The 23,059-nt window shown below is 73.1% G+C and carries 21 protein-coding genes and 1 tRNA gene; 9 read left to right on the top strand and 13 right to left on the bottom strand.

Going from position 1 to position 23,059, the window contains the following annotated elements:
• Positions 1-596 precede the first annotated feature (596 nt).
• The 7 genes from pheA to IE286_RS08820 all read right to left on the bottom strand — a co-directional run bounded on the left by pheA (position 597) and on the right by IE286_RS08820 (position 8,068).
• The gene (pheA, locus tag IE286_RS08790; protein ID WP_189796055.1) at positions 597-1,532 is read right to left on the bottom strand and encodes a prephenate dehydratase; all 936 of its coding nucleotides are present in this window, start codon (positions 1,530-1,532) and stop codon (positions 597-599) included.
• An 87-nt stretch (positions 1,533-1,619) separates the two neighbouring features.
• Positions 1,620-2,918: an iron uptake transporter deferrochelatase/peroxidase subunit gene (efeB, locus tag IE286_RS08795; protein ID WP_189796056.1), complete on the bottom strand. Its 1,299-nt coding sequence runs from the start codon at positions 2,916-2,918 to the stop codon at positions 1,620-1,622.
• Between the two features lie 8 nt (positions 2,919-2,926).
• Positions 2,927-4,915, bottom strand: a complete 1,989-nt coding sequence (locus tag IE286_RS08800; RefSeq protein ID WP_189796057.1) for a copper resistance CopC/CopD family protein — start codon at positions 4,913-4,915, stop codon at positions 2,927-2,929.
• 14 nt (positions 4,916-4,929) lie between these two features.
• The gene (locus tag IE286_RS08805) at positions 4,930-5,397 is read right to left on the bottom strand and encodes a copper chaperone PCu(A)C (RefSeq protein WP_189796058.1); all 468 of its coding nucleotides are present in this window, start codon (positions 5,395-5,397) and stop codon (positions 4,930-4,932) included.
• Positions 5,394-6,056, bottom strand: coding sequence for an SCO family protein (locus IE286_RS08810; RefSeq protein ID WP_189796059.1), 663 nt, complete (start codon positions 6,054-6,056; stop codon positions 5,394-5,396). The genes IE286_RS08805 and IE286_RS08810 overlap by 4 nt, the downstream gene beginning before the upstream one ends.
• 98 nt (positions 6,057-6,154) lie before the next feature.
• Positions 6,155-6,883: a YcnI family copper-binding membrane protein gene (locus IE286_RS08815; RefSeq protein ID WP_189796060.1), complete on the bottom strand. Its 729-nt coding sequence runs from the start codon at positions 6,881-6,883 to the stop codon at positions 6,155-6,157.
• A 327-nt stretch (positions 6,884-7,210) separates the two neighbouring features.
• Positions 7,211-8,068 (bottom strand): hypothetical protein, encoded by an 858-nt coding sequence (locus IE286_RS08820; RefSeq protein WP_189796061.1) that lies wholly within the window; start codon positions 8,066-8,068, stop codon positions 7,211-7,213.
• Between the two features lie 221 nt (positions 8,069-8,289).
• Between IE286_RS08820 and IE286_RS08825 the strand changes: the two genes are divergently transcribed.
• Entirely contained in the window at positions 8,290-8,736 is a 447-nt protein-coding gene (locus IE286_RS08825; RefSeq protein ID WP_189796062.1) for an ATP-binding protein, read from the top strand.
• Positions 8,737-8,831: 95 nt separating this feature from the next.
• On the opposite strand, the gene IE286_RS08830 is transcribed toward IE286_RS08825, so the two are convergent.
• Together IE286_RS08830 and IE286_RS08835 are read right to left on the bottom strand one after the other, a co-directional pair.
• The gene (locus IE286_RS08830) at positions 8,832-10,292 is read right to left on the bottom strand and encodes an aminopeptidase P family protein (protein ID WP_189796063.1); all 1,461 of its coding nucleotides are present in this window, start codon (positions 10,290-10,292) and stop codon (positions 8,832-8,834) included.
• 110 nt (positions 10,293-10,402) lie between these two features.
• Complete coding sequence (locus tag IE286_RS08835; RefSeq protein ID WP_308115052.1) at positions 10,403-11,833, bottom strand: PP2C family protein-serine/threonine phosphatase; 1,431 nt, start codon at positions 11,831-11,833, stop codon at positions 10,403-10,405.
• A gap of 622 nt (positions 11,834-12,455) precedes the next feature.
• Between IE286_RS08835 and IE286_RS08840 the strand changes: the two genes are divergently transcribed.
• Genes IE286_RS08840 through IE286_RS27755 form a run of 3 tightly spaced genes read left to right on the top strand, consistent with a single transcriptional unit; the run spans position 12,456 to position 13,884 of the window.
• A complete protein-coding gene (locus IE286_RS08840) occupies positions 12,456-13,121 on the top strand; it encodes a bifunctional DNA primase/polymerase (protein WP_189796065.1) in 666 nt (221 codons plus the stop codon).
• A 55-nt stretch (positions 13,122-13,176) separates the two neighbouring features.
• Entirely contained in the window at positions 13,177-13,644 is a 468-nt protein-coding gene (locus tag IE286_RS27750) for a hypothetical protein (RefSeq protein ID WP_308115053.1), read from the top strand.
• Between the two features lie 27 nt (positions 13,645-13,671).
• Complete coding sequence (locus IE286_RS27755) at positions 13,672-13,884, top strand: hypothetical protein (RefSeq protein WP_308115054.1); 213 nt, start codon at positions 13,672-13,674, stop codon at positions 13,882-13,884.
• A gap of 287 nt (positions 13,885-14,171) precedes the next feature.
• Here the strand turns inward: IE286_RS27755 and IE286_RS08850 are convergent, their stop codons facing one another.
• The 3 genes from IE286_RS08850 to IE286_RS08860 all read right to left on the bottom strand — a co-directional run bounded on the left by IE286_RS08850 (position 14,172) and on the right by IE286_RS08860 (position 17,101).
• Complete coding sequence (locus tag IE286_RS08850) at positions 14,172-15,137, bottom strand: DUF5926 family protein (protein ID WP_189796066.1); 966 nt, start codon at positions 15,135-15,137, stop codon at positions 14,172-14,174.
• Positions 15,138-15,559: 422 nt separating this feature from the next.
• The gene (locus IE286_RS08855; protein WP_189796067.1) at positions 15,560-16,198 is read right to left on the bottom strand and encodes an ATP-binding protein; all 639 of its coding nucleotides are present in this window, start codon (positions 16,196-16,198) and stop codon (positions 15,560-15,562) included.
• Positions 16,199-16,261: 63 nt separating this feature from the next.
• The gene (locus IE286_RS08860; RefSeq protein ID WP_229862120.1) at positions 16,262-17,101 is read right to left on the bottom strand and encodes a glycerophosphodiester phosphodiesterase; all 840 of its coding nucleotides are present in this window, start codon (positions 17,099-17,101) and stop codon (positions 16,262-16,264) included.
• Positions 17,102-17,374: 273 nt separating this feature from the next.
• On the opposite strand from IE286_RS08860, the gene IE286_RS08865 reads away from it, so the two are divergent.
• Positions 17,375-18,865: a S1C family serine protease gene (locus tag IE286_RS08865; protein ID WP_189796069.1), complete on the top strand. Its 1,491-nt coding sequence runs from the start codon at positions 17,375-17,377 to the stop codon at positions 18,863-18,865.
• A 63-nt stretch (positions 18,866-18,928) separates the two neighbouring features.
• Positions 18,929-19,015: transfer RNA gene (locus tag IE286_RS08870), tRNA-Ser, on the top strand.
• A gap of 105 nt (positions 19,016-19,120) precedes the next feature.
• On the opposite strand, the gene IE286_RS08875 is transcribed toward IE286_RS08870, so the two are convergent.
• Entirely contained in the window at positions 19,121-19,306 is a 186-nt protein-coding gene (locus IE286_RS08875; RefSeq protein ID WP_189796070.1) for a hypothetical protein, read from the bottom strand.
• A 577-nt stretch (positions 19,307-19,883) separates the two neighbouring features.
• On the opposite strand from IE286_RS08875, the gene IE286_RS08880 reads away from it, so the two are divergent.
• The 3 genes from IE286_RS08880 to IE286_RS08890 all read left to right on the top strand — a co-directional run bounded on the left by IE286_RS08880 (position 19,884) and on the right by IE286_RS08890 (position 22,973).
• Positions 19,884-20,195 carry a hypothetical protein gene (locus IE286_RS08880; protein WP_189796071.1) on the top strand — a complete coding sequence of 104 codons (312 nt, stop codon included), beginning with the start codon at positions 19,884-19,886 and terminating at the stop codon, positions 20,193-20,195.
• Between the two features lie 350 nt (positions 20,196-20,545).
• Complete coding sequence (locus tag IE286_RS08885; protein ID WP_189796072.1) at positions 20,546-21,103, top strand: SigE family RNA polymerase sigma factor; 558 nt, start codon at positions 20,546-20,548, stop codon at positions 21,101-21,103.
• A 214-nt stretch (positions 21,104-21,317) separates the two neighbouring features.
• Positions 21,318-22,973 carry a long-chain fatty acid--CoA ligase gene (locus tag IE286_RS08890; RefSeq protein ID WP_189796073.1) on the top strand — a complete coding sequence of 552 codons (1,656 nt, stop codon included), beginning with the start codon at positions 21,318-21,320 and terminating at the stop codon, positions 22,971-22,973.
• Positions 22,974-23,059 lie beyond the last annotated feature (86 nt).

Here is a 23,059-nt window from a genome sequence, read left to right on the forward strand (position 1 = left end):
GGCGCCTCGCGGTGGACCGAGCGGCCGGATCGGCTTGTGCCCAGCGGTACTTGAGCTGGGGTTGTCCACAGTCGAGCAGGGCTGTGCTCACAGTTATCCACAGGCTGTGCGAAAAATCTGTGGACACTGGAATTGATCGCTCCGGAAGTCGTGGCCATGGGAAGCCGGAGCGAAAGCGTCCCGGTTCAACCCGTCCGGCATCCTCTTTCGATGGAAAGAGGTCGCCCCAAAAGATGATTCAAAGGAAACGAATGGACGAAGGGTGACCTCTCGGTGGGTGGCTCCCTCCCTGGGGCGCGAACGGGATATGTCAGCGGAATCGACCGTTGATGCCCTTCGATGTCGACTTGTCCTCAGGTCGAGAAGGGAACCTGTGGATAACTTCTGTGGACAACCCGTCCGGGCAGAGGATTCCGTTCCGGCGGGCGGCGTGCCCTCGCCGCACGGCCACGCCGGGCCCTCAGCCGTACGGCGCGCCACGCGCACCCGGCCGCGGACGGCACCGCGCCGCCGTTTCCTCTGCCCGGCACGCCCGGGCAACCCGAGCAAACGGAGCCGGGGGCGTACGGGCCCGGCCCCGCTTCGGACCCGTCGCCCTAGAAACGGCCGTCCTGGCAGCGCGCCACCCAGTCCGCCGCCTCCATGAACTCCGCGTCCGACGTTCCGGGACACGGTTTCCGCGCGTCCGCGACCTCGATGTCCGCGCGCGGATAGGAGCCCAGAAAACGCACCTGCAGGCAGATCCGCTTCAACCCCATCAAAGCCTCGGCCATCCGGCGGTCGGAGATGTGCCCCTCGGCGTCGATGCAGAAGCAGTAGTTGCCGATTCCGGCACCCGTCGGGCGGGACTGCAGCAGCATGAGGTTGATGCCGCGGCTGGCGAACTCGCCCAGCAGGTCGCGCAGCGCGCCCGGGTGGTCGTCCCGCTGCCACAGCACCACGGAGGTCTTGTCCGCGCCGGTCGCGGCCGCGGGCCGGGCGGGCCGACCGACCAGGACGAACCGGGTCTGCGCGGTCTCGGGGTAGTCGTGGATCCCTGTCTCCAGGGGCACCAGCCCGTACCGCTCGGCCGCGAACTCGCCGGCGAACGCGGCGTCGTAACGGCCCTCCTGGACCAGGCGGGCCCCGTCCGCGTTCGAGGCGGCGGACTCCCAGACCGCGTCCGGGAGATTCGCCTTGAGCCAGTTGCGCACCTGCGGCTGCGCGGCCGGGTGGGCGGTGACCGTCTTGATGTCCGACAGGCTCGTGCCGGGCCGGACCAGCAGCGCGAAGGTGATCGACAGCAGCACCTCGCGGTAGATCATCAGCGGTTGGCCGGCGACGAGTTCGTCGAGCGTGGTGGTGATACCGCCCTCGACGGAATTCTCGATGGGCACGAACGCGGCCTCGGTCTCCCCGGTGCGCACGGAGTCCAGCGCGGACTGCACGGAGACATAGGGCACCAACTCGCGCGTGGCGGCTTCCGGAAGCGTGCGCAGAGCGACTTCGGTGAAGGTTCCCTCGGGGCCGAGATACGCATAGCTCGCTGGCATGACCTCACCCTAATGGCCTCGGCGCGACCTGGCGCATCCGTCTCACGGCCGCCCCTCCGGCGGGTGAACGCGCATGCGGCGGGCGCCTCACCCCTCCAGCAGCCGCTGTCCCACGTACTCGCCCTTCGCCGCCCCGCCCGGCACCGCGAACAGTCCGCTGGCCTCGTGCCGGATGTACGGCGACAGGGCGTCCCCGCGGTCCAGCTTGCGCTGCACGGGCACGAAGCCGCGCAGCGGATCCGCCTGCCAGCAGATGAACAGCAGGCCCGCGTCCGGTGTGCCGTCGCGGTCGTAGCCGTCGTGGTAGGAGAAGGGCCGCCGGAGCATGGCGGCTCCGCCGTTCTGGTCGGGCCGCGTGATCCGGGCGTGCGCGTTCACCGGGATCACGTACTCGCCGTTCCGGTCCGTCTTCTCCAGGTCCATCTCGGACGTCTCGGTGCCCCCGGTGAGCGGGGCCCCGTCGGACTTGCGGCGCCCGATGACGTTCTCCTGCTGGGCCAGGGAGAGCTTCTCCCAGTCGTCCAGCAGCATGCGGATGCGGCGTACGACCACGTAGGAGCCGTTCGCCATCCAGGAGGGCGTGCCGTCGGCGGGCACGAAGATCCGCCGGTCGAAATCGGGGTCGGTGGGCCGGGGATTGCCCGTGCCGTCGACCTGGCCCATGAGATTGCGCGCGGTCATGGGGTGCGCGGTGGCCCCCGGGGACCGGTTGAAGCCGTTCATCTGCCAGCGCACCCGGGCGGCGCTGCCCGCGTCCTTCTGGATCGCGCGCAGGGCGTGGAAGGCGACCAGGGCGTCGTCGGCGCCGATCTGCACCCACAGATCACCGTCGCTGCGGGCTGTGTCGAGGCGGTCGGAGGAGAAGGCGGGCAGCGGGTCCAGGGCGGCCGGGCGCTGCTTCCGCAGGCCGGTGCGGTCGAAGAAGCTGTGGCCGAAGCCGAAGGTGATCGTCAACGAGGACGGGCCGGCGTCCCGGGCGACGTCGGTGTCGCCGTGGGCGGCGGGTTCGCCCGCCATCAGCCGCTCGGCCGTCGTCGACCAGCGCCGCAGCAGGGCGGCCGCCTCGGTGCGGCCCGCCCCGGGGGCCAGGTCGAAGGCGATGAGGTGGCCGCGGGCCTGCAGGGGTTCGGTGATGCCGGGCTGATGTTTCCCGTGAAACGTCACCCGGTTCGCGCCGAGCGAGGTGAGCGGCGTGACGTCGGCGGGGGCGGCCGCGGCGTAGCCGCCGGCGGCGCCCGCCGCGCCGAGCACCAGGCCGGTGGCACCGGCCGTGCCGAGCAGCCTGCGCCGGGACACCCCGGTACGGGCCGAGCCGCTGCCGGCGCCGGCCTGGCGGGGCACACGGGGACGTTCGGTCGCGGGAAGGGACTGGTCCTGGTCGGTCATGGTGATGTTCAGCCGATCTGCGCGTTCTTGGTGACGGTCACCTCGTCGATGTCGGAGGTCCGCACGGACACGGCGACCTTCCAGTCGCCCGCCATCGGGATCTGCACCCCGGTCGCGGCCCAGTGGCCGCCGGCGATGCGTTCGACGGCCACCGGCAGCGGCCCGATGCGCTGCGCGGGCAGGGTGAGGGCCACGGTGATCTCCGGAACGTCGAGGGGCTGACCGTCCGGCCCTTCGACATAGACATGCATCTCGTTGCCGCCGACGCGTGCGGGTTCGAAATCGAGCTGGACGACGCCCTTGCCGTGCGGGCCGCCGGTGTCGAACGGGAGCCGGAGGGCGACCGGTCCCGTCGACGCGGCGGAGGCCGAGGAGGACGGGGCGGCCGCGGCCTCCTGCTCGGTGCGGGCGGGTTCGGTCTGGGTGAGCACGGTGGTGACGGCCAGCACCACGACGGCGACGGCCGCCTCCGCGAGCACGGAGCGGCGCAGCCCGGACCTGTTCGGGTCGGCGTCGCGCTCCCGTCTGCGGCGTGCGGCCTCCATGGCGGCGCGCTGCCGCGCGAGCTGTGCGGCGCGCCGGGGGTCCAGGGTGGCGGTGCCGCTGCCGTCGGTGTCCCGGCCCGCTGCCCGGCTCACCGCCTCCGCACCCGGCCCGGCTGCGCCGGTGCCCTCGCCGCCGCCCTGCTCCGTGGCCTCGGTGGTGGGCTGCCCCGACTTCTCCGGCGTACCGCCCTGCTCCGCCGTGGCCGGGGCTCCGCCGTCCTTCGCCTCGGCCAGTCGGGCCGTCCAGCGGCGCGAGAACCGCGCGAGGGCGACCATGGCGAGGACCAGGGCGACCTTCACCAGGAGGAGCTGCCCGTAACGGGTGCCGGTCAGCGCGGACCAGGAGCCGACCTGCCGCCAGGCCTGATACGTGCCGGTCGCGACGAGCGCGAGCACCGCACCGAAGGCCACGGTCGAGAAGCGGCGTACGGCACCGGCCGGCACCTGTGTCCCGGCGGGCGCCCGGTACAGCACGGTCAGCACGGTGACGAGCCCGCCGAACCAGGCGGCGACCGCGAGCAGATGGATCACGTCGACGGGCATGGCGACGGCCGGCTGCAGGCCGGTCGAGGCGTGCTCGGCCACCGCCCAGCTGGTGGCGAGCCCCGCCGCGATCAGGACGCCGACGATCGCCAGTCCGGTCGTCAGGCGTCGCCGGTCCTCGCCGGCCCGCTTGTCGAACATGCCGAAGAGCACCGCGACGAACACGGCCGCCGCGGCGAGCAGCAGCAGCCGGCCGACGAGCGCCGCACCCGCCTTGGTCTGCAGCACCTGCCCGAGCAGGTCCAGGTCGACGATGTCGCCGAGCCTGCCGGAGGTGGTGTACGCGCCCCGCAGGAGCAGCAGCGCCAGCGTGGCGGCGGTGAGCGCGACCCAGCCGCCGGTCACGGTGCGCTGCACGATGCGCACTCCGGCCCCGCCCGGCCAGCAGGCCAGCACGAAGGCGGCACCGCCGGCCAGGACGACGTACCCCGCGTACGACACGTACCGCCCGATCTCGTACAGCACGCCGACGGTTCCGCCGCCCGCCTCCTGGCCGCCGACGGCGACCGAGGTCGCGGAGGGCGCGCCGACGGAGAAGGTGTACGCACCGCCCACCGGGTGGCTGTCGGCCGAGACGACCTGGTAGGTGACGGTGTAGGTGCCGTCGCCGAGGCCGCCGCGCAGCCGCACGGCGTAGGTGCTCTCGCCGGTCGCGGTGACCTGCCCGGTGTCCACGCGTCTGCCGTGCGGGTCCAGCACGCGCGGTGAGCCGGGGTTGAAGGTGACCTTCTCGGAGAAGGTCAGCGACACCTGGGCGGGCGCCCGGCCGACCACCGCCCCCTGCCGGGGGTCGCTGCCGGTCAGTACGGCGTGTGCGGAGGCGGGACCGGCGCCGGCCAGAAGCAGGCCGGTGGCGGCCAGGAGCAGCAGCACCAGGGTCCGTGCGCGGGGGGCGACGGTCCGTGTCACGGTGGACCCTTCCTTCAGTGTCCGGTCGCGGGGGTGTAGGTGGCCGGCTTCACCGGGATCTCGACCTTCAGATCACCGGACTTGGCGAAGTGCAGGTCGACCGGGACCGTCCGGCCCTCGACCGGCTTGCTCTTCAGGCCGTCGAACATCAGGTGGTCGCCGCCGCTGCGGAACACCAGCCGTCCGTGCGCGGGCACGGTGAGCCGGTCCACCTCCTCCATCGCGCCGCCCTCGGTGCGGTGCATGGTGACGGAGGCGGCGGCGTCGCTGGTGACCGAGGTCAGCTGGTCGGCGGCGTCGCCCTTGTTCTCGATCGTGAGGAAGCCGGCGGCCAGGGAGGCCGAGACCGGCTGGGGCATGTAGGACGAGGTGACGGACAGGTCGGGCGTCCCGCCGGACTGCGTGCTGCCGCATCCGGTCAGCAGGACGGTGCCGGCCAGCACCGTCGCGGCGAGCGGGACCACCGCTGCCGGCCGCCTCACGGGTTCTGCCCCTCTATGAGCTTGGGCAGGTCCTTGGTGTAGTCGTCGACGGTGGCGTCCTCGCCGTAGACGACATAGCCCTCGTCGGTCTTCGGGGAGAAGGCGACCACCTGGGTGCCGTGCACCGAGACGAGCTTGCCGTTCTTGTCCTTCTTGGTCGGTTCGATGGCTATGCCGAGGGTGCGGGCCCCGGCCTGGATGGTGGAGAAGTCACCGGTCAGCCCGATGAATTGCGGGTCGATGCCGCGCAGCCAGGAGCCGAGTTCCCCGGGGGTGTCCCGGTCGGGGTCGGTGGTGACGAAGACCACGCGCAGCTTGTCCTGCTCCGCCTTCGGCAGTGCCTTCTTGGCGACCGCGAGGTTGTTCATGGTCAGCGGGCAGACGTCGGGGCAGTGCGTGTAGCCGAAGTAGATCAGCGTCGGCCGGCCGGCCGTCTCCTTGCGCAGGTCGTACGTCGTGCCCTGGGTGTCGGTGAGCACCAGGTCGGGCTTCTCGAACGGCTGGTCGAGGACGGTCGCCGCCTTGTGGGAGGCGGCCTCCTCCGAGACCACCGCGACCGGCTTGCCGCTGTCGTCCCCGCTGCCGCAGGCGGTGAGGGTGAGGGCCGCGGCCGCCAGCAGCGCGGCCGTGGCGAGGGTCTTCGTGCTTCGTGTGCGCATAGAAAAATGTCCCAGATGTGTGTTCTCCGGTGCGCACCGGGGCCGGACGCGGGCGTCGCAGGGCCCCGGTGCGCGTGGCGGACGGGAGGCGGGCAGGGTCAGGCGGTGGTGCGCCGGCGGCCGGCGAGGACGCCGTAGGCCACGCCCGCGGCGCCGACGACGATCCCGACGACGCCGAGGACACGGGCGGTGACGTCCGTGCTGCTGTTCTCGGCTGCCGAGGCGGTGCCGGTCCGGGCGGCGGCGGGAGTGGCGTCGCCGGACGCGTCCTGGCCCTCGTCACCGGCCGGGGCCAGCGTCAGCACCGGCGCCGGGTTGTCCGGCTCGTCCTGGCCCTTCTGCGGCACCTCGATCCAGCGGACGACCTCCTTGTCGGAGTACGTCTGCAGTGCCTTGAAGACGAGCTGGTCGGTGTTGTCGGGCAGCCGGCCGATGGACACCGGGAACTTCTGGAAGAAGCCCGGCTCGATGCCGTCGCCGTCGGCGGTCCAGGTGACCTTGGTGACGGCCTCGGAGACCGACTGGCCGTGCGACTGCACGGGCTTCGCCAGCTTGGACGTGGTGATGTCGATCTTCCAGCCGTCCACCGGCTGCGGCATCACCGAGGCCAGCGGGTGATCGGTGGGAAAGGCGACCTCGAGCTTGGTGGTGGAGGCGTTGTCGCGCTCGTTGGGGACCTTGAAGTCGACGACCGCGTAGCCGCCCTTGGCCGCGGTGCCCTCCGGCTCCACGGTGACGTGGGCGAACGCCGGGACGGACAGGGCGAGGACGGCCGTGCCCGTCAGGGCGCCGACAGCGAGGAGCCGGGAGGTGGTGAAGGCCTTCATGCCTGGGAGCACTCCACTTCGGGTGAGTCGGGCCCGCAGGCCGCAGGGCCGGGCCGGAGCCCGGCCCACCGGGTGCGTTCCGGTTACGGCCGGCGGGTTCATGTCTGCTGAATTCCGTTGCTTCGCTCGGGATCCGGGTGCGGATCCGTTGCCGGGACGAGCTGCCGAGCGCGGGCACGGGCGCGCCGGGGCGAACCGTGCGGGGCACGGGCGCGCCGGGGCTAACCGTGCGGGGCGCGGGCAGCCGTGCGTGCCGCACGACGGCGGCCGCACCCCGGACGGAACCGCTCGAGTGACGTCCGGCGGGTGCCGGTGTGCCGCGTCGTGTCAGGCAGCGAGACGGAAGGCGGCGGCCGGCGGGCCGCGGCGGATCACCGAGTGCTGAAGTGCGAGGGAGGCAGGCGCCAGGGGAGAGGAGTCGGCGGTGCGCGCGTGGCGCGGGCCGCCGGCGGGCCCTGTGGGCAGCCCGGCGCACAGCGCGCGCACCAGGGCGAGCGCCCCGCGCAGGGCACGGATCAGAGCGGCCTCGGCGACCCCGTGCGCCGACAGCTCGATCAGCCGCAGCAGGGCGAGATCACCGCGCCGCAGCAGCCAGCCCGCCGGGAGGGCGGCGAGCAGATGCCCGAGCAGCATCGGCAGCGACGGCACCATCGACGCCGTCGTGCCCGCGGCGGACAGCACGTCCGCCGAGTGGTGCAGCGCGGGGCGGGGGAGAGCCGGGGCGTGCGCGGCGGAGCCGGCGTAGACATGGGCGTCGACGAGTACCCGGTAGGCCCGGGCCGGGCTGAGACCGGAGGCCGGGGTGCCGCACATGTACCGCGCGGCCTGTGCCACCAGCCAGCCGTCCGGCCCGGCGCGCCCCGCGGCGCCCGCGGACACCGCGGCCTGAGCGGCCGGGCCGCCCGTGGGGTGCTGCGCGAGACCGAAGAGCGTGTGCAGCGCGGTCTGCCCGACCGCGAGCAGGGCCGCGATTCCCGGGAGCGACCGGGTCCGCCCGGCCAGCGGCGCCACGACGAGCAGCGTCCCCGCGAATCCGGCGCCCAGCGCCCACAGCGGCACACGGGCACAGGAGGCCAGCGCGTGACCGGCCGCGGCCAGCACGACGCAGACCGCGGCGAACACCGCGGCCCGCAGCAGCCGGAGACCGTGTCCGGCGCACGCCGTGCGCGTGGGGTGGGCAGACATGGCGGCCTCATCATCCCACTCGGCCCTCGCGCCCGGAACGCCAGGCTCGCCCCATGCACCGGCTTCGTACCGCACCTGCGGCGAAAGGCGGGGCGTGCATACACCGATCCGCGCGCCGCCGCATCCGCCGATCGGGCGGTGTGGCATCAACGCGGTGCTTATGGCCCGGTACGCGGGGCAATACGTATCGGTACGTCGAGCCGCGGCCGGGAGGCTGGAGCATGAGCATCTGGTGGTCACTCCGTCTGCGGCGCGACGCTGCCAGTGTGCGGCTCGCCCGGCGCCTGTTCCTGGGCACGATGGAGACCGCCGGCGTCGACCCCGACATCACCTACGACCTGTCGGTCGCCCTGAGCGAGGCCTGCGCGAACGCCGTCGAGCACGGCGGCAGCGGCGAGTCCTGCGAGGCCTTCCGGGTCACCGCCTACCTGGACGGCGAGATGTGCCGCATCGAGGTGGCCGACACCGGACCCGGCTTCCCCGCCACGGGGCGCGCCGCGCAGCCGTGCACCGCGCCCCCGGACGCCGAGCACGGCCGCGGCCTGTGCCTCATCCAGGAACTCGCCGACCATGTCACCATCGGCACCGAACCGGGCCGCGGCGGGGCCGTGGTGAGCTTCGACAAGCTGCTCAAGTGGCGCGAGGACGCACCGCTGGCGGCGGTCTGACACCGCTGCTCCACACGGGCGTGACTCCGGGAAGGGCGCCCCGGGTACGGCGACGGCCGGGCACCCCGCGGGGATGCCCGGCCGCTGTCCGTCCGTCAGCCCCGCAGCGCGGCCATCCAGGCCTCGACCTCGTCCGACCGGCGCGGCAGCGCGGCGGACAGGTTTCGGTTGCCGTCCTCGGTGACGAGGATGTCGTCCTCGATGCGCACGCCGATGCCGCGGTACTCCTCCGGGACCGTCAGGTCGTCGGCCTGGAAGTACAGACCCGGCTCGACCGTGAGGACCATGCCGGGCTCCAGGGTGCCGTCGACATAGGTCTCGGTGCGCGCGACGGCGCAGTCGTGGACGTCCATGCCGAGCATGTGGCCGGTGCCGTGCAGGGTCCAGCGGCGCTGCAGGCCGAGTTCCAGGACGCGCTCCACGGGGCCCTCCACCAGGCCCCACTCGACGAGCTTCCCGGCGAGCACGCGCTGGGCCGCGTCGTGGAAGTCGCGGTACTTGGCACCCGGCTTCACCGCCGCGATGCCGGCCTCCTGCGCCTCGTACACGGCGTCGTAGATCTTCTTCTGGATCTCGCTGTAGGTGCCGTTGACCGGCAGGGTGCGCGTGACGTCGGCGGTGTAGAGGGTGTGCGTCTCCACGCCGGCGTCGAGCAGCAGCAGGTCGCCGTCGCGCACCGGGCCGTCGTTGCGCACCCAGTGCAGGGTGCAGGCGTGCGGGCCGGCCGCCGCGATGGTGCCGTAGCCGACGTCGTTGCCCTCCACGCGCGCGCGGAGGAAGAAGGTGCCCTCGATGTAGCGCTCGCTGGTGGCCTTGGCCCGGTCGAGGACCTTCACCACGTCCTCGAAGCCGCGCACGGTGGAGTCCACCGCCTTCTGCAGCTCGCCGATCTCGAAGTCGTCCTTGACCAGGCGCATCTCGGAGAGGAAGACCCGCAGCTCCTCGTCGCGCTCGGCGGTGACCTTGTCGGTCAGGGCCGCCTCGATGCCGGCGTCGTAGCCGCGCACCACCCGGACCGGGCCGGTGGCCGCCTTCAGCTTCTCCGGCAGTTCGCGCACGTCGGCGGCGGGGATGCCGTACAGCTGCTCGGCCTCGGCCAGCGAGTGGCGACGGCCGACCCACAGCTCGCCCTGGCCGGAGAGCCAGAACTCGCCGTTGCTCCGGTCGGAGCGGGGCAGCAGGTAGATCGTCTCCCGGTGGTCGTCGGCGGTGGGCTCCAGCACCAGCACGCCGTCCTCGGTCTGGTTGCCGGTGAGGTACGCGTACTCGACCGAGGAGCGGAAGGGGTAGTCGGTGTCGTTGGAGCGGGTCTTCAGGTTGCCCGCGGGGATCACCAGGCGCTCGCCGGGGAAGCGTGCGGACAGCGCGGCGCGGCGGCGGGCGGTCTGCCCGGCCTGCGCGACCGGCTTCAGATCACGCAGCTCGGTGTCGGCCCAGCCGGACGTCATGTTCTCGGCGAGCTCCTCGGACACGCCCGGGTACAAGCCGTTCTTGCGCTGCTTGATCGGCTTCTCGGCCTCGGTCTCCGGGGTTTCCGGAGTGAGCTCCTCCGCCACGGTCTTCCTCCTTGATAGGGCACTGGACCATTCCCCATCGTACGGTCGGGCGGAAGGGGCCCCCGGGCGGAACGCCTGTTACCGCGGGCCGCCCGGGGCCGGGCCGGACCTCACTCGAAGCGGGCCGCCAGCAGGGCCACGTCCTCGGCTCCGCCGGTGGCGTCCAGGCCGTCGGGCAGCACCGCGTCCAGCACGTGGTCGGCGATCGCGCCGGGATCGTGCCGCAGGGCGCGCGGCACGGCGGCGGCGGCCGCGTGCAGCCGGGCGAAGGCGTGGTCCACGGGCTGTCCGGTGCGGTGCAGCAGCCCGTCGGTGTAGAGCAGCACCGTCTCGCCCGCGACCGTCTGGAACTCCACGCTCGGCGCCTCCCAGCAGGCGAGCATGCCCAGCGGCGCGGACACCGACGTCTCCACGAACTGCGTACGCCTCTCCCCGACCAGCAGCGGCGGACAGTGCCCGGCGCCGGCCAGGGTGATCCGGCGTGCCGCGGGCTCGCAGTAGGCGAACAGGGCGGTGGCCGAGCGGGCGGGCTCGGTCAGTCGCAGCAACAGCTCCAGGTCGGACAGGACGGCGACCGGGTCCTCGCCCTCCATCACGGCGTACGCGCGCAGACAGGCGCGCAGCCGGCCCATCGCGGCGACCGCGCCGGGCCCGGATCCGGTCACCGAGCCGACCGCGAGGCCGAGCGCGTCGTCGGGCAGCGGCAGCGCGTCGTACCAGTCGCCGCCGCCGCGCGGGCCGGTGCGGTGCCGGGCGGCGAGCTGGACGCCGTCGAGGCGGGGCAGCCGGGAGGGCAGCAGTTCCTCGTACACGGTCGCCAGGCAGGAGCGGGTGCGCTCGCCGTCCAGCAGACGGGCCAGATGCTCGGTGGCGAAGCGGGTGTAGAGCGCGGCGAGGTGACGCCGGCGGGCGTCCGGCTCGGCGGGTTCGTCGTACAGCCACACGGCAGCGCCCAGCCGGCCGGCGGCCTCGCTGCACAGGGGCAGGGCGTAACTGGCCGCGTATCCCAGGCGGGTGGCCACCTCGCGGTGGCGCGGGTCGAGACCGTCCTCGGCGAACAGGTCGGGCCGCACGATCTCGCCCGGCCCGCCGGGCAGTGAGGCGGCGGTGTCCAGCAGCGCGCCGTGCGGCAGTTCGCCGCGCGGCACGGTCTCGATGTGCCCGAGGTCACAGCGTCCCAGGCCGAGGCCGACGGTGGTGTCGGGGCCGAGCCCGTCGTCCGGTTCCAGCGCGACGAGACCGCGCCGGGCGCCCACGAGGGCGGCACCGGCGCGCAGCAGTTCGTTCAGGGCGGCGTCCAGACGGTCGGTCCTGACCATCCGCTCGGTCAGCTCGTGCAGGGTGCTCAGGTCGGAGACCCAGCCGGCGAGCCGGTCCTGCAGGACGGCACCCGCCGGACGCGGCGGACCGGGGGAGCCGGCGCTGTGCGCGGAGGCGGGGGACGAGGTGTCCGGGGTCGCGGACACGGAGGCGACAGTCTGTGGCGGCGCGGGAACCGTTGGATCGATTCCAGCCACTTTCGAGGGGTGAGGAGCGCTCATGGCGTTCGGCTTTCCGACTGGCGCATACTGCTCGAAAGCATCGCAAACCCCCATGTCTTCTGCGTCGCCAGCAGTATCTCCACATCTACACGCCCGTGCTCGGGAATGTCCAGCATCGTCCTGCTGGGATTCCTGGTGTCCGTGAGACGGGAGAGGGATGTGCCCGACGGTCTTGCCTCCGGCCGAAGTTGGCTTGAAACTGCCTGGGGTGCAGGCCTGCTGCGGTCGACTTGGTGTGCTCCACGGAGCGTCACAGCGGTCGTGATGGGTACGTACCCGGAGAAGGCCAGGGGCGGCGCGAGCCATTCGGAACCTGGCGACGGACCCGGGCGTCCTATCCACCGACGACCGTGCCCCATCCTCGTGTGAGGGCGGCGGAGAAGCAGAACAGCGTGACGCGGTACGCCACGCGCCCGCCACCCCACGCCACGCCCGTGCTCTGACAGGCGCATGGACGGGGCTGCCGCTCAAGCAGCTCGAAGCTCGCCCCCTGTGGACGGGTGCCTCGTGCCCGGTCGCGGGGAGCGCGATGCGCCTCCAGGTACGACCGGTGAACTGATCGACACATGGTGTGAGTGGCCCACGGTGTTGCCAGCGGTGCAACGGAAAGGAACGAGCGCTCATGCGCGAGATCCCCGGAAGGCGACGCAGGATCCGGTCCCGGCACGGTGACGGGACGCCTGAGTCGGTCGACGCGGCCCTGACCTTCGCGACCCGGTGGCAGTGGCCGGTAGTGCCCGGTGTGGGACTCGACGCGCGGCAGCCGGATCGCTGCGGCTGCCCCGACCCGGACTGCACGGTGCCCGGCGCGCACCCCCTCGATCCCGGCCTGCTCGCGGCCACGACCGACGCCCGGATGGTGCGCTGGTGGTGGACCTGCCGGCCCAGTGCGCCGATCATCCTCGCCACCGGAGGCAAGGCGCCGTGCGCGGTGAGCCTGCCGGCGCTCCCCGCCGCCCGCGCACTGCGCGCGCTGGACCGGATCGGGATGCGGCTCGGCCCGGTGGTCGCCTCGCCCACCCGCTGGTCGATCCTCGTCCAGCCCTACTCCCTGGAGCAGCTCGGCGAACTGCTCTACGCCAAGGACTTCGTGCCGGGCTCGCTCCGCTTCCACGGCGAGGGCGGCTACCTCGCCCTGCCCCCTTCGCGCACCGGCGCCGGACAGATCCGCTGGGAGCGCGCCCCGCTGCCCGGATCCGCCGCGCCCTGGGTGCCCGGCGTGGAGGCGGTGGTCGACGCCGTGGTGGACGCCCTCACCCGGACGGGCGTGAGCGCGCCCGAGTTCTGACGCGCCCGGGGCACGCCGGAGCCGGGCGTCCGCCGTGCCCGTCATCGCCCGTTTCATGCTGCGTCATGCCGAGGAGCGCGGACGCCGTGCGGGCGCGGGCCGCGGTCTCGCACGGGACGCCGGCGGCTCCGAGAAGCGGGCACGCCGTTCGCCGGGCGACAGCGGCGAGCACGGCCGGGACGGTGCGGATGCCCGCCGCGTGGACGGGCGGCGTGGGCGCCGGTACGCCCTGACGGCACTCGTGGCGTGCGCCCTGGCCGTGCCGCCGGCCGTGGTGTCCGCGGACCGGGTGGGCGACCGGGACGGTACGGTCCCGCGGCATGCCGTCCGCCCGCTCGCCCGCGGCGACGACACGATGCCGTCCGCCGCTCCCTCTTCGTCCGGTACGGCCGGTGCCGGCCCATGGCTCGGCCTGGGCCTGGCGATCGCGGCCCGTTGCGGCCCCGAGGTCTCGTCGCCCGGCGGTCTGGCGGCCCGGACCTGTGTCATGGCCCGGGGGCGCGACATCTGGGCGCGCACCTGATACCGGAACACCTCCGGCGAGCGCCTGGTGGCCGCGCTGACCCTGACGGGTCCGGGCGGCCGCACCGTGCGGACCCGCTGCACCCTCGACGGCGGCGACGAGCCGGCGACCTGCGACACCCCGCGCGAGCACACCGGCGACGCGGCGGCGTACACGGCCGTCGCGGAGTTCACCCGGGCGGGCGGCGCCGGTCCGCTGCTGCACTCGGGGGTCAACTTTCGTGTATCGCAGAGAGGTTGACGGTGTCGGTGTCGCGTGCGGTAGGCGCGCGGCTGCAGCGCGTGAAAGGGCGCCGGTACGGAAAGGCCCGGTTGCTGGCGACGGGGGATGCACCAGCAACCGGGCTATGGGAACGGTAACAAGAGATCGCCCGTTCGCAAATTCCGACCCGGCTTTCCGGTCACCGCGCAGGACACCTTTCCAGTCATGGACGTGCCTGCGCCAGCACGAAGTTGACAACAAATCAGCTCACGCCGCCGGGCGCGCGCCCCCCGCTCCGGCGGCCGGCACACGTGCGAACGGGCTGGTCAGCTCAGGGTGACCTGCCGGTTGGTCAGTCCACTGCGGGCGCGGCGCTCCTCGGTGGTCAGGGGTGCCTGTACGGCCAGCGCCTCGGTCAGCCGCTCGGCGAACTCGGCGGCCGGTTTCTCCACGTCCTGGGCGCCCATCTCGCTCGGCAGGTCCCACACGGGCACCGTCAGACCGTGGGCGCGGAAGGAACCGACGAGGCGGGTGCCCTCGCCCAGGGCGGAGCGGCCGGCCGCGTGCAGCCGCGCCAGGGCGTCCAGCAGCTGCTCCTCCGGGTGCGGCATGACCCACCGCAGATGGTTCTTCTCCGGCGTCCGGCACCAGTACGCGGCCTCGACGCCCCGCAGGCGCACCGTCGGGATCGCTGCGGCGTTGGCGCGCTCCAGGGAGGCGGCGACCTCCGGTGTGACGTTCTCCGCGTCCGGCACCCAGAACTCGAAGCCGTCGTGCACCACCGGCTCGAACGGCGCCTGCACATCCAGCAGGTCCTGCAGGCGGGGGCCGTCGGCCGGGACACGGCGGCCCTGCACCGGGGTGCCGGGCTCGGCCTGCAGGGCGCGCTGCAGGGTGTCGGCGAGGTCGCGGCTGATGTCCCCGGAGGCCATGTCGTTCTGCAGGCCGATCAGCACGGAGCCGTCGTCGCGGCGCAGCGCGGGCCAGGCCATCGGCAGCACGGTGGCCAGGGTCAGCGACGGAACACCCTCGGGCAGGCCGTCCCGGAGGGTCAGCCGCACGGTGGCGGCCGGGACCAGCTCGCGCAGCGCCACCCAGTCGCACTCCCCGGGCAGCCCCTCGAACGGCCGCCGCACCAGTTCGGTCACCGCGTGCGCGGCCGCCCGGCCGTGGCAGGCCTTGTAGCGCCGCCCGCTGCCGCACGGGCAGGGCTCGCGGGCGCCGACCACCGGGACCTCTCCGTCCGTCAGCTGCGGGCGCTTGGCCTTGGTCTGGGGTCGCTTCTTGGCCATCTGGGTGTCTCCCGGTTACGGCTCGTCTCGTACGGGCGGGAGCCTAGCCGCTTCGGCCTCCGACGCCGGGAAGCTGTGGACGGACGGCGGTCGTGGACCGCGCCGGCCGGGCGGGGCCGGCGCCCCGGTGCGCGGCGGGCCGGTGCACGCCGGGTCGGAGCCGTCCGCCGGTGCGCCGGTGAACGGGGCGCCCGGGGCGGTGACAGGGGCGGGCGCCCGGGGTTGTGAGCGGGGCGCGCGGACCGGCGTAAGGGGCGCGTGGGTGGTGAGGAGGCTCCGCATGACCGGGGACGGACGGTGTGTGGGCGGGGGACCGCGCGCGAACCGGCGCGGGCCGTGTCGCTCCGGGACGACGTCTTCCCGGTCCCGGTCCAGGCCCCAGGGGCCCTGCCCCTCCGATCCTGGACCCCTGGACCCCTGAGTCAGTCCACGTCCTCGAAGGCGTCCGCGAAGCCCAGCTCGGGCAGGGCCGCGACCGACGGTGCGGTGACACGGCTGGCGAAATCGTCGCGGCGGTGGCCGGCGTCCGGGTCGTGCACGTCGTCGTGGACGACCACCCACACGGTGACCTCGCCGTCGATGTCGTCCCTGACGCCCCAGTCGTAGCAGAGCGCCGTGACGATGTTCAGCCCGCGGCCGCCGTGCGCGGTGACCGAAGGCGCGGCCGGGGCGGGACGGGTCGGACCGCCGCCGTCCGTCACCTCGACGATCAGTCGTCCGCGCGCGTCCACCCGCCACGCGGCCCGTACGGTGCCGTCCCCGGCGGCCGCACCGCCCAAGGGCCGTCCGTGCTTGCAGGCGTTGCTCAGCAGCTCGGACATGACGAGCACGGCGTCGTCGACGACCGGTTCCGCCACGCCGCTCCTGCGCAGCTCGTCGCGCATCCGGCGCCGCGCCTTGCCCACGCCCGCAGGGCCATGGGGCACGGCCATGCTCGACGACGTGGGCACCTCCTGTGCCACCACCAACGCCACCCCCGAGACCTCCTTCGCCCCACGCCACGGTGTGGATGCCCCGCTGACCTGGAGCGGAAACCGCGCAGTGCCCGGCCGGTGACGCATTCGTCACGATCGGACACCCGGCGAACGCGCCGGAGCACTCCTGGTGACGGGCCCGGCGGCCGGTCAGCGGCCGAGCCGGCGCAGGACCGCGCTGGGGCGGTTGGTGATGATGGCGTCGACGCCCAGGCCGATGCACAGGTCGACGTCCTCGGGCTCGTTCACGGTCCACACGTGCACCTGGTGACCGGCCCGCTGCAGCCGCTCCACACAGCCGGGATGGCTACGCACGATCCGCAGCGAGGGGCCCGCGATGCCCACCCCGGCGGGCAGCCGCCCCTCGCGCAGCCGGGGGGTGAGGAACTGTGTGAGGTGGACGGTGGGCAGGGTCGGCGAGGCCGCGTGCACCCGGTGCAGGGAGCGGGCCGAGAAGCTCATCACGCGTACCTGCGAGACCTCGGGCGAGGCCGGGGCGTGCAGACCGAACCGCTTCAGCAGCTCCAGCAGCCGCTCCTCGACCTGGCCGGCCCACCGAGTGGGGTGCTTGGTCTCGACGGCCAGCTCGACCCGCCGGCCGGCGTCGGCGACGAGTTCCAGCAGCCGCTCCAGGGTCAGCACGGAGGTGTCCTCGGGGTCCTCCGGCCGTACCTGCCAGTCGGGCTCCTCGTCCCGCCCCCGCCAGAAGGCCCGCGTCCGGCCCGCGCCGAAGTCCAGGGCGGCCAGGTCGGCCAGCTCCAGGGCGGAGACGGCACCGCGCCCGTTCGACGTACGGTTGACGCGGCGGTCGTGCACGCACACCAGGTGCCCGTCCGCGGTGAGACGTACGTCGCACTCCAGTGCGTCGGCGCCGTCCTCGATGGCTTTCCGGTAGGCGGCCAGCGTGTGCTCCGGGGCGTCCTCGGAGGCTCCCCGGTGGGCGACGACCTGGATGGGGCGCCGCCGTGCGTGGGTGCGTACGTGGGTCACCGCGTCATGGTGCCACCGCGGTGGGTGGGTGTGGTTGCGGACCAGATCCGGTCTTGTGTCCATATATCCACTACGACCTCTATGTGGATGGGGTTTTCGTGTACCGGCAACCGGTCCACAGCCACCGCTTATGGTGCTCTGACGGCCGGTGGGAAAAGCTGACGGCATAGACATGACCATGCACAGCTGGAGCACGCCGGGGTCGTCACCAGGTATGAACGAGCGTGACCGAGTGCGACCGACAACGACAGCCGTGGATCGAGGAGTAGAGCTGTGAGCACCGAGAACGAGGGCACCGAGGTACCTCCGGCCCCGTCCGCACCTCCTGTGCCGGTGGATTCCCCCGCAGCCTCCCCGCAGCCGTCCGCCCCGCGGGGCGGCGCCGCCGCGCCTCCGCCTCCCAGCACCCCTCCGCAGGTCCCTGGCACCCCGCAGCAGGGCCCCGCTGCCGGCCCGCAGCCCGGCGACACCGCGGCCGCTGCCGCGGCGCCCTCGGGTGCTGTTTCCGGCCCGGCGCCCCACGGCAGCACCGCCTCGCCCGTCGACGGCTCCTGGCCGCCGCCCGCGCCCCCGGCCATGCCCGCCTACGGCGGCGGCTGGGGCACCGGCTACCAGCAGCCCGCCCCGGCCCGTCCCGCCGGCCGGCGCGGCGGACTGATCGCCGCGGTGATCGCGGCCGCGCTGTTCGCGGGCGGTCTGGGCGGCGGCATCGGCTACACGCTGGCCAAGAACGACGACTCCAGCTCGACCACCGTCTCCGTCTCCGACAACGGCGCCTCGCAGGTCAAACGCGACCCGAACTCGATCGCGGGCGTGGCCGCCAGGGCGCTGCCCAGCACGGTCACCATCGAGGCCCAGGGCAGCGACGGCCAGGGCGGCACCGGCACCGGGTTCGTCTTCGACACCCAGGGCCACATCATCACCAACAATCACGTGGTGGCCGACGCCGTGGACGGCGGCCGGCTCACGGCCACGTTCCCCGACGGCAAGAAGTACGCCGCCGAGGTCGTCGGCCACGCACAGGGCTACGACGTCGCGGTCATCAAGCTCAAGGACGCCCCGTCCTCGCAGCTCAAGCCGCTCACCCTGGGCGACTCCGACAAGGTGGCCGTCGGCGACCAGACGATCGCCATCGGCGCGCCCTTCGGCCTGTCCAACACGGTGACGACCGGCATCATCAGCGCCAAGAACCGCCCGGTCGCCTCCAGCGATGGAAGCGGTGACAGCAAGGCGTCCTACATGAGCGCCCTGCAGACGGATGCCTCGATCAACCCGGGCAACTCCGGCGGCCCGCTGCTGGACGCGCGGGGAGCCGTCATCGGGATCAACTCCGCGATCCAGTCGGCCGGCAACGGCGGGTTCGGCAGCTCTGGCCAGTCCGGCTCGATCGGCCTGGGCTTCGCCATCCCGATCAACCAGGCCAAGTACGTCGCCCAGCAGCTGATCAAGACCGGCAAGCCGGTCTACGCCAAGATCGGCGCATCGGTCTCGCTGGAGGAGACCAGCAGCGGGGCCCAGATCACCGACCAGGGGGTCGACGGCTCCGACGCGGTCGAGCCGGGCGGTCCCGCCGACAAGGCCGGCCTCAAGCCCGGCGACGTCATCACCAAGCTCGACGACACGGTGATCGACTCCGGGCCCACCCTGATCGGCGAGATCTGGACCCACAAGCCCGGCGACAAGGTCAAGATCACCTACAAGCGGGACGGCGCGGAGCACACGACCGAGGTCACCCTCGGCTCCCGCGTCGGCGACAGCGACTGACCGGCACGCGAGCGGGACGACCCGTTACTCTTGTCCCCGCGCCGCCGATCACGGGCGGCGCGGGGAGGTGTGCCCGAGCGGCCTAAGGGAACGGTCTTGAAAACCGTCGTGGCAGCGATGTCACCGTGGGTTCAAATCCCACCGCCTCCGCAGCACGAGCATGAGCACGGCCCCCGACCTGAGGGTGACGGTCCGGGGCCGTTGCCATGCGCGGGGCTGTGCCGGGCACGGTGGTTCACCGCTGTTCCGCGGTGTTCACCGTGCGCGCTGAAGCGCCGATTGCCTCGCGTCGACGAGCTGTGCCCACTGGAGGGAGTACGCCTCGACCTGTGCCGGAGTGGGCACGAGCACCGTCTCGCGGGTGCCGCCGTCTTCGTCGGGGGCGGTCACGGGCAGCACGGCCTGCTGGGCGCGGTGGTCGTGGAGGGCGTCCCGCCGCATGGGTGTGACGTGCGTGACCGGGACCGGCACGGGGCGCGGGCGTAGCCCGTCGATCGCTGAGGCGACCAGCCGGTCCAGGGGGCTTCAGGGAGTGGAGGCGCCTGGCGGCCAGCCCTGAGGAGGTGGTCGCGGTCGTGCTCGTGTCCGGCTGTCGCCGTCGATGGCGTCGCGTCCGCCGGCGGGCGATCCGGATCGTGCGTCTGTTCGATCGTTGGGTGGGGGCGCGCGGGTGGCGCGCCCGGGCCGTGGGGTGCGGTCGCCCGGTCGGACGACTGTTGGGGAAACGGTTCACCCCTTGTGGCGCTTGGAGCGACTCATCCCTTACAGGCGTCCGTGGGAAGAACGGGGCGAGAAGGGTGGTGAAAAGGGTTTATCGACTTGTCCTCACGCTTAGGTGCGAATCGGGGCCTCAGAGGTGGTCCGGCGGTGATCCGTGGGCAACTCTGATCTTGCGACGTCGTGAGAGAGCGCCGGGGCGGTCGGCCAACTGCCCTGGCGAGAGCCGTAGTTCAGATCGCTTCACGCAGCTTCACGTACTCCCGGCAGGCAGCCGGTGCGTACCTCTCGGAGGAGCAATATGGCAAGCATCCGTACCGCCCGTGTTCTCGCCGCCGTCACCGCTGTGCCGCTCGCGGCCGTTCTCTTCGGCGGCATCGCCGCCGCGGACACCGGCGCCCTCGCGGGCAACCGATCGAACGCGGGTGTCGCCGGTGTCGTCGGCAGCGGCGTCGGCCACGACAACAGCGGCAACTCGTCCACCAGCCAGCAGCAGGCGATCGGAAACGGCGCTTCCAACCAGAGCAACACCGCTCAGGTGAACCGGTCGGCGTTCACGTCCATCCAGCAGGGCAACAGGAACGTCGCCGTCAACTTCACTCCGCTGTGGTGAGCCGGGGCGGGCCGGCGCGCACCTCGGGGATCCGCCGGCCCTGACCTGGTGGGTGTGCTTGTGGGGATGCAACACGCCGGTGCGGCGGTGCCTCGGTGCCGCCGCACCGGCGCGTCGCGTGGCGCCCGGTGCGGGCCTGCACCGGGTCTCGGCGGCCGTGCGTGCGGCCCGCCTGAGGGCCGGCGGACGCCGTGCACGGCACCTCGCTCAGGGACGAACCCTCAGGTGAGGTCGGTGGTTCCTCCACCCACAGGAGGTGCGGCCGCCCCCACCCCTCCGACCTGAGGCGGACTCGGCTTCGACACCTGCGGGCGATCCGCCGGAGGCAAGGCCGCTTCTAGCGTGGTGCCATGACCACACCCGTCTGCACCAGCGCGCCCACCGCCGCCGTACCGGTGTCACCGGGCCCGGCGTATCCGTCGTTCAGCGCCTATGTGCGCCATCGCCGGCCGGTGCTGCTGCGTACCGCCCGGTCGCTGACCGCGAACCCGAGCGACGCCGAGGACCTGCTGCAGACCGCGCTCGCCAAGACCTACGCCGCGTGGGAACGCATCGAGGATCAGCGGGCACTGGACGGGTACGTCCGCCGCGCCCTGCTGAACACCCGTACCTCGCAGTGGCGCAAGCGCAAGGTGGACGAGTTCGCCTGCGGCGAGCTGCCGGAGCCGGAGGCGGAGCCCGGATCGGCCGATCCCGCGGAGCAGCAGGCGCTGCGCGACGCGATGTGGCGGGCGATCACCAAACTGCCCGCCCGGCAGCGGGCGATGGTCGTCCTCAGGTACTACGAGGACCTCTCCGAGGCACAGACCGCCGAGGTGCTGGGGGTGTCCGTGGGCACGGTGAAGTCGGCGGTGTCCCGGGCACTGGGCAAGCTGCGCGAGGACGCGGAGCTGGGCTGCGTGCGGTGACCGCGGCGGGCCGGTGCGTGCGCCGGCCGGGGCGGTCGTGGACGCCGGCCGGGGCGGTCGTGGGCGTGGACGCCGGCCGGAGCGGTCGCGGGTGCCGGCGAGACGGGAAACCGCTGATCGATCACTCCTGCCTAGTGACATACCGCGTGGTATGCGCGCAGAATCGGCGCAACTCGCTACCGCCGCGCAGGCAACGCGCCACGGGAGGACCGCTGTGCTGAGCACCATGCAGGACGTACCGCTGACCGTCACCCGTCTCCTCGAACACGGGATGCGCGTGCACGCACGGTCCCGGATCACGACCTGGACCGGTGAGGGCGAGCCGCGCCGGCGCACCTTCGCCGAGGCCGGCGCGCGGTCGGCCCAGCTGGCGCACGCCCTGCACGACGAACTCGGCGTCCGGGGCGACGACCGGGTGGCGACCCTGATGTTCAACAACGCCGAGCATGTCGAGGCGTATTTCGCGGTGCCCGCGATGGGCGCGGTGCTGCACACTCTGAACCTGCGGCTGCCCGCCGAGCAGCTGGTGTGGATCGTCCAGCACGCCTCCGACCGGGTCGTCATCGTCGACGGCTCGCTGATCCCGGTGCTCGCCCCGCTGCTGCCGCGGATGACGAGCGTGAAGCACGTCGTCGTCTCGGGCCCCGGCGACCGGTCCGCCCTCGACGGTACGCACGCGCGGGTGCACGACTACGAGGAGCTGATCGCCGGCCGGCCGGCCACCTACGACTGGCCGGAGCTCGACGAGAGGCAGGCCGCCGCCATGTGCTACACCTCCGGCACCACCGGCGACCCCAAGGGCGTGGTCTACAGCCACCGTTCGATCTATCTGCACTCCATGCAGGTCAACATGGCGGAGTCCATGGGCCTGACCGACCGGGACACCTCCCTGATCGTAGTCCCGCAATTTCATGTGAACGCCTGGGGCCTGCCGCACGCCACGTTCATGACCGGCATCAACATGCTCATGCCGGACCGGTTCCTGCAGCCCGCTCCGCTCGCCGAGATGATCGAGCGGGAGCGCCCGACCCACGCCGCGGCCGTCCCCACCATCTGGCAGGGCCTGCTCGCCGAACTGAACGCCCGCCCCCGGGACGTCTCCTCCCTCGTCCAGGTCACCATCGGCGGCTCGGCCTGCCCGCGGTCCCTGATGGAGGCCTTCGACGCGAAGGGCATGCGGGTCTGCCACGCCTGGGGCATGACGGAGACCTCCCCGCTGGGCACGGTCGCCCGGCCCCCGGCGCACGCGGTCGGCACGGACGAGGAACTCGGCTACCGGCTCACCCAGGGCCGCTTCCCGGCCGGTGTGGAGGCCCGGCTGACCGGTCCCGACGGCGAACGCCTCCCCTGGGACGGCAAGTCCGCCGGTGAGCTGGAGGTGCGCGGCCCGTGGATCGCCGGGGCCTACTACAACGGCGCGGACGCCGAACCGCTGCGTCCCGACGACAAGTTCAGCCCGGACGGCTGGCTGAAGACCGGTGACGTCGGCACCATCTCGCCCGACGGCTACCTCACCCTCACCGACCGCGCCAAGGACGTCATCAAGTCCGGCGGCGAGTGGATCTCCTCGGTCGCGCTGGAGAACGCCCTGATGGCCCATCCGGACGTCGTCGAGGCCGCCGTCGTCGCCGTCCCGGACGAGCGGTGGGGGGAGCGCCCGCTGGCCACGGTCGTCCTCAAGGACGGTGCCGCCGCGGACTTCGCCGCCCTGCGCGCCTTCCTCGCCGAGGAGGCCAGGATCGCCAAGTGGCAGCTGCCGGAGCGCTGGACGGTCGTCGACGCGGTCCCGAAGACGTCCGTGGGCAAGTTCGACAAGAAGGTGCTGCGCCGGCAGTACGCCGCCGGGGAGCTGGACGTGACACGGCTGTGAGACCGGCGCGGCCCGCCTGCCGCCCGGCCGTGCACCGGGGGACGGCGGCGACGGGCGGGCCGCGCGGCACCGTCCCGTTCGCCGCC

It is taken from the genome of Streptomyces thermodiastaticus, from assembly GCF_014656135.1.
Taxonomy (GTDB): domain Bacteria; phylum Actinomycetota; class Actinomycetes; order Streptomycetales; family Streptomycetaceae; genus Streptomyces; species Streptomyces thermodiastaticus.

Coding starts and splice junctions, on each gene's coding strand:
- pheA (WP_189796055.1), bottom strand. CDS start 1,532: ATGCCAGCGAGCTATGCGTATCTCGGCCCCGAGGGAACCTTCACCGAA.
- efeB (WP_189796056.1), bottom strand. CDS start 2,918: ATGACCGACCAGGACCAGTCCCTTCCCGCGACCGAACGTCCCCGTGTG.
- IE286_RS08810 (WP_189796059.1), bottom strand. CDS start 6,056: ATGCGCACACGAAGCACGAAGACCCTCGCCACGGCCGCGCTGCTGGCG.
- IE286_RS08815 (WP_189796060.1), bottom strand. CDS start 6,883: ATGAAGGCCTTCACCACCTCCCGGCTCCTCGCTGTCGGCGCCCTGACG.
- IE286_RS08820 (WP_189796061.1), bottom strand. CDS start 8,068: ATGTCTGCCCACCCCACGCGCACGGCGTGCGCCGGACACGGTCTCCGG.
- IE286_RS08825 (WP_189796062.1), top strand. CDS start 8,290: ATGAGCATCTGGTGGTCACTCCGTCTGCGGCGCGACGCTGCCAGTGTG.
- IE286_RS08835 (WP_308115052.1), bottom strand. CDS start 11,833: ATGAGCGCTCCTCACCCCTCGAAAGTGGCTGGAATCGATCCAACGGTT.
- IE286_RS08840 (WP_189796065.1), top strand. CDS start 12,456: ATGCGCGAGATCCCCGGAAGGCGACGCAGGATCCGGTCCCGGCACGGT.
- IE286_RS27750 (WP_308115053.1), top strand. CDS start 13,177: ATGCTGCGTCATGCCGAGGAGCGCGGACGCCGTGCGGGCGCGGGCCGC.
- IE286_RS08850 (WP_189796066.1), bottom strand. CDS start 15,137: ATGGCCAAGAAGCGACCCCAGACCAAGGCCAAGCGCCCGCAGCTGACG.
- IE286_RS08855 (WP_189796067.1), bottom strand. CDS start 16,198: ATGCGTCACCGGCCGGGCACTGCGCGGTTTCCGCTCCAGGTCAGCGGG.
- IE286_RS08875 (WP_189796070.1), bottom strand. CDS start 19,306: ATGCGGCGGGACGCCCTCCACGACCACCGCGCCCAGCAGGCCGTGCTG.
- IE286_RS08880 (WP_189796071.1), top strand. CDS start 19,884: ATGGCAAGCATCCGTACCGCCCGTGTTCTCGCCGCCGTCACCGCTGTG.
- IE286_RS08885 (WP_189796072.1), top strand. CDS start 20,546: ATGACCACACCCGTCTGCACCAGCGCGCCCACCGCCGCCGTACCGGTG.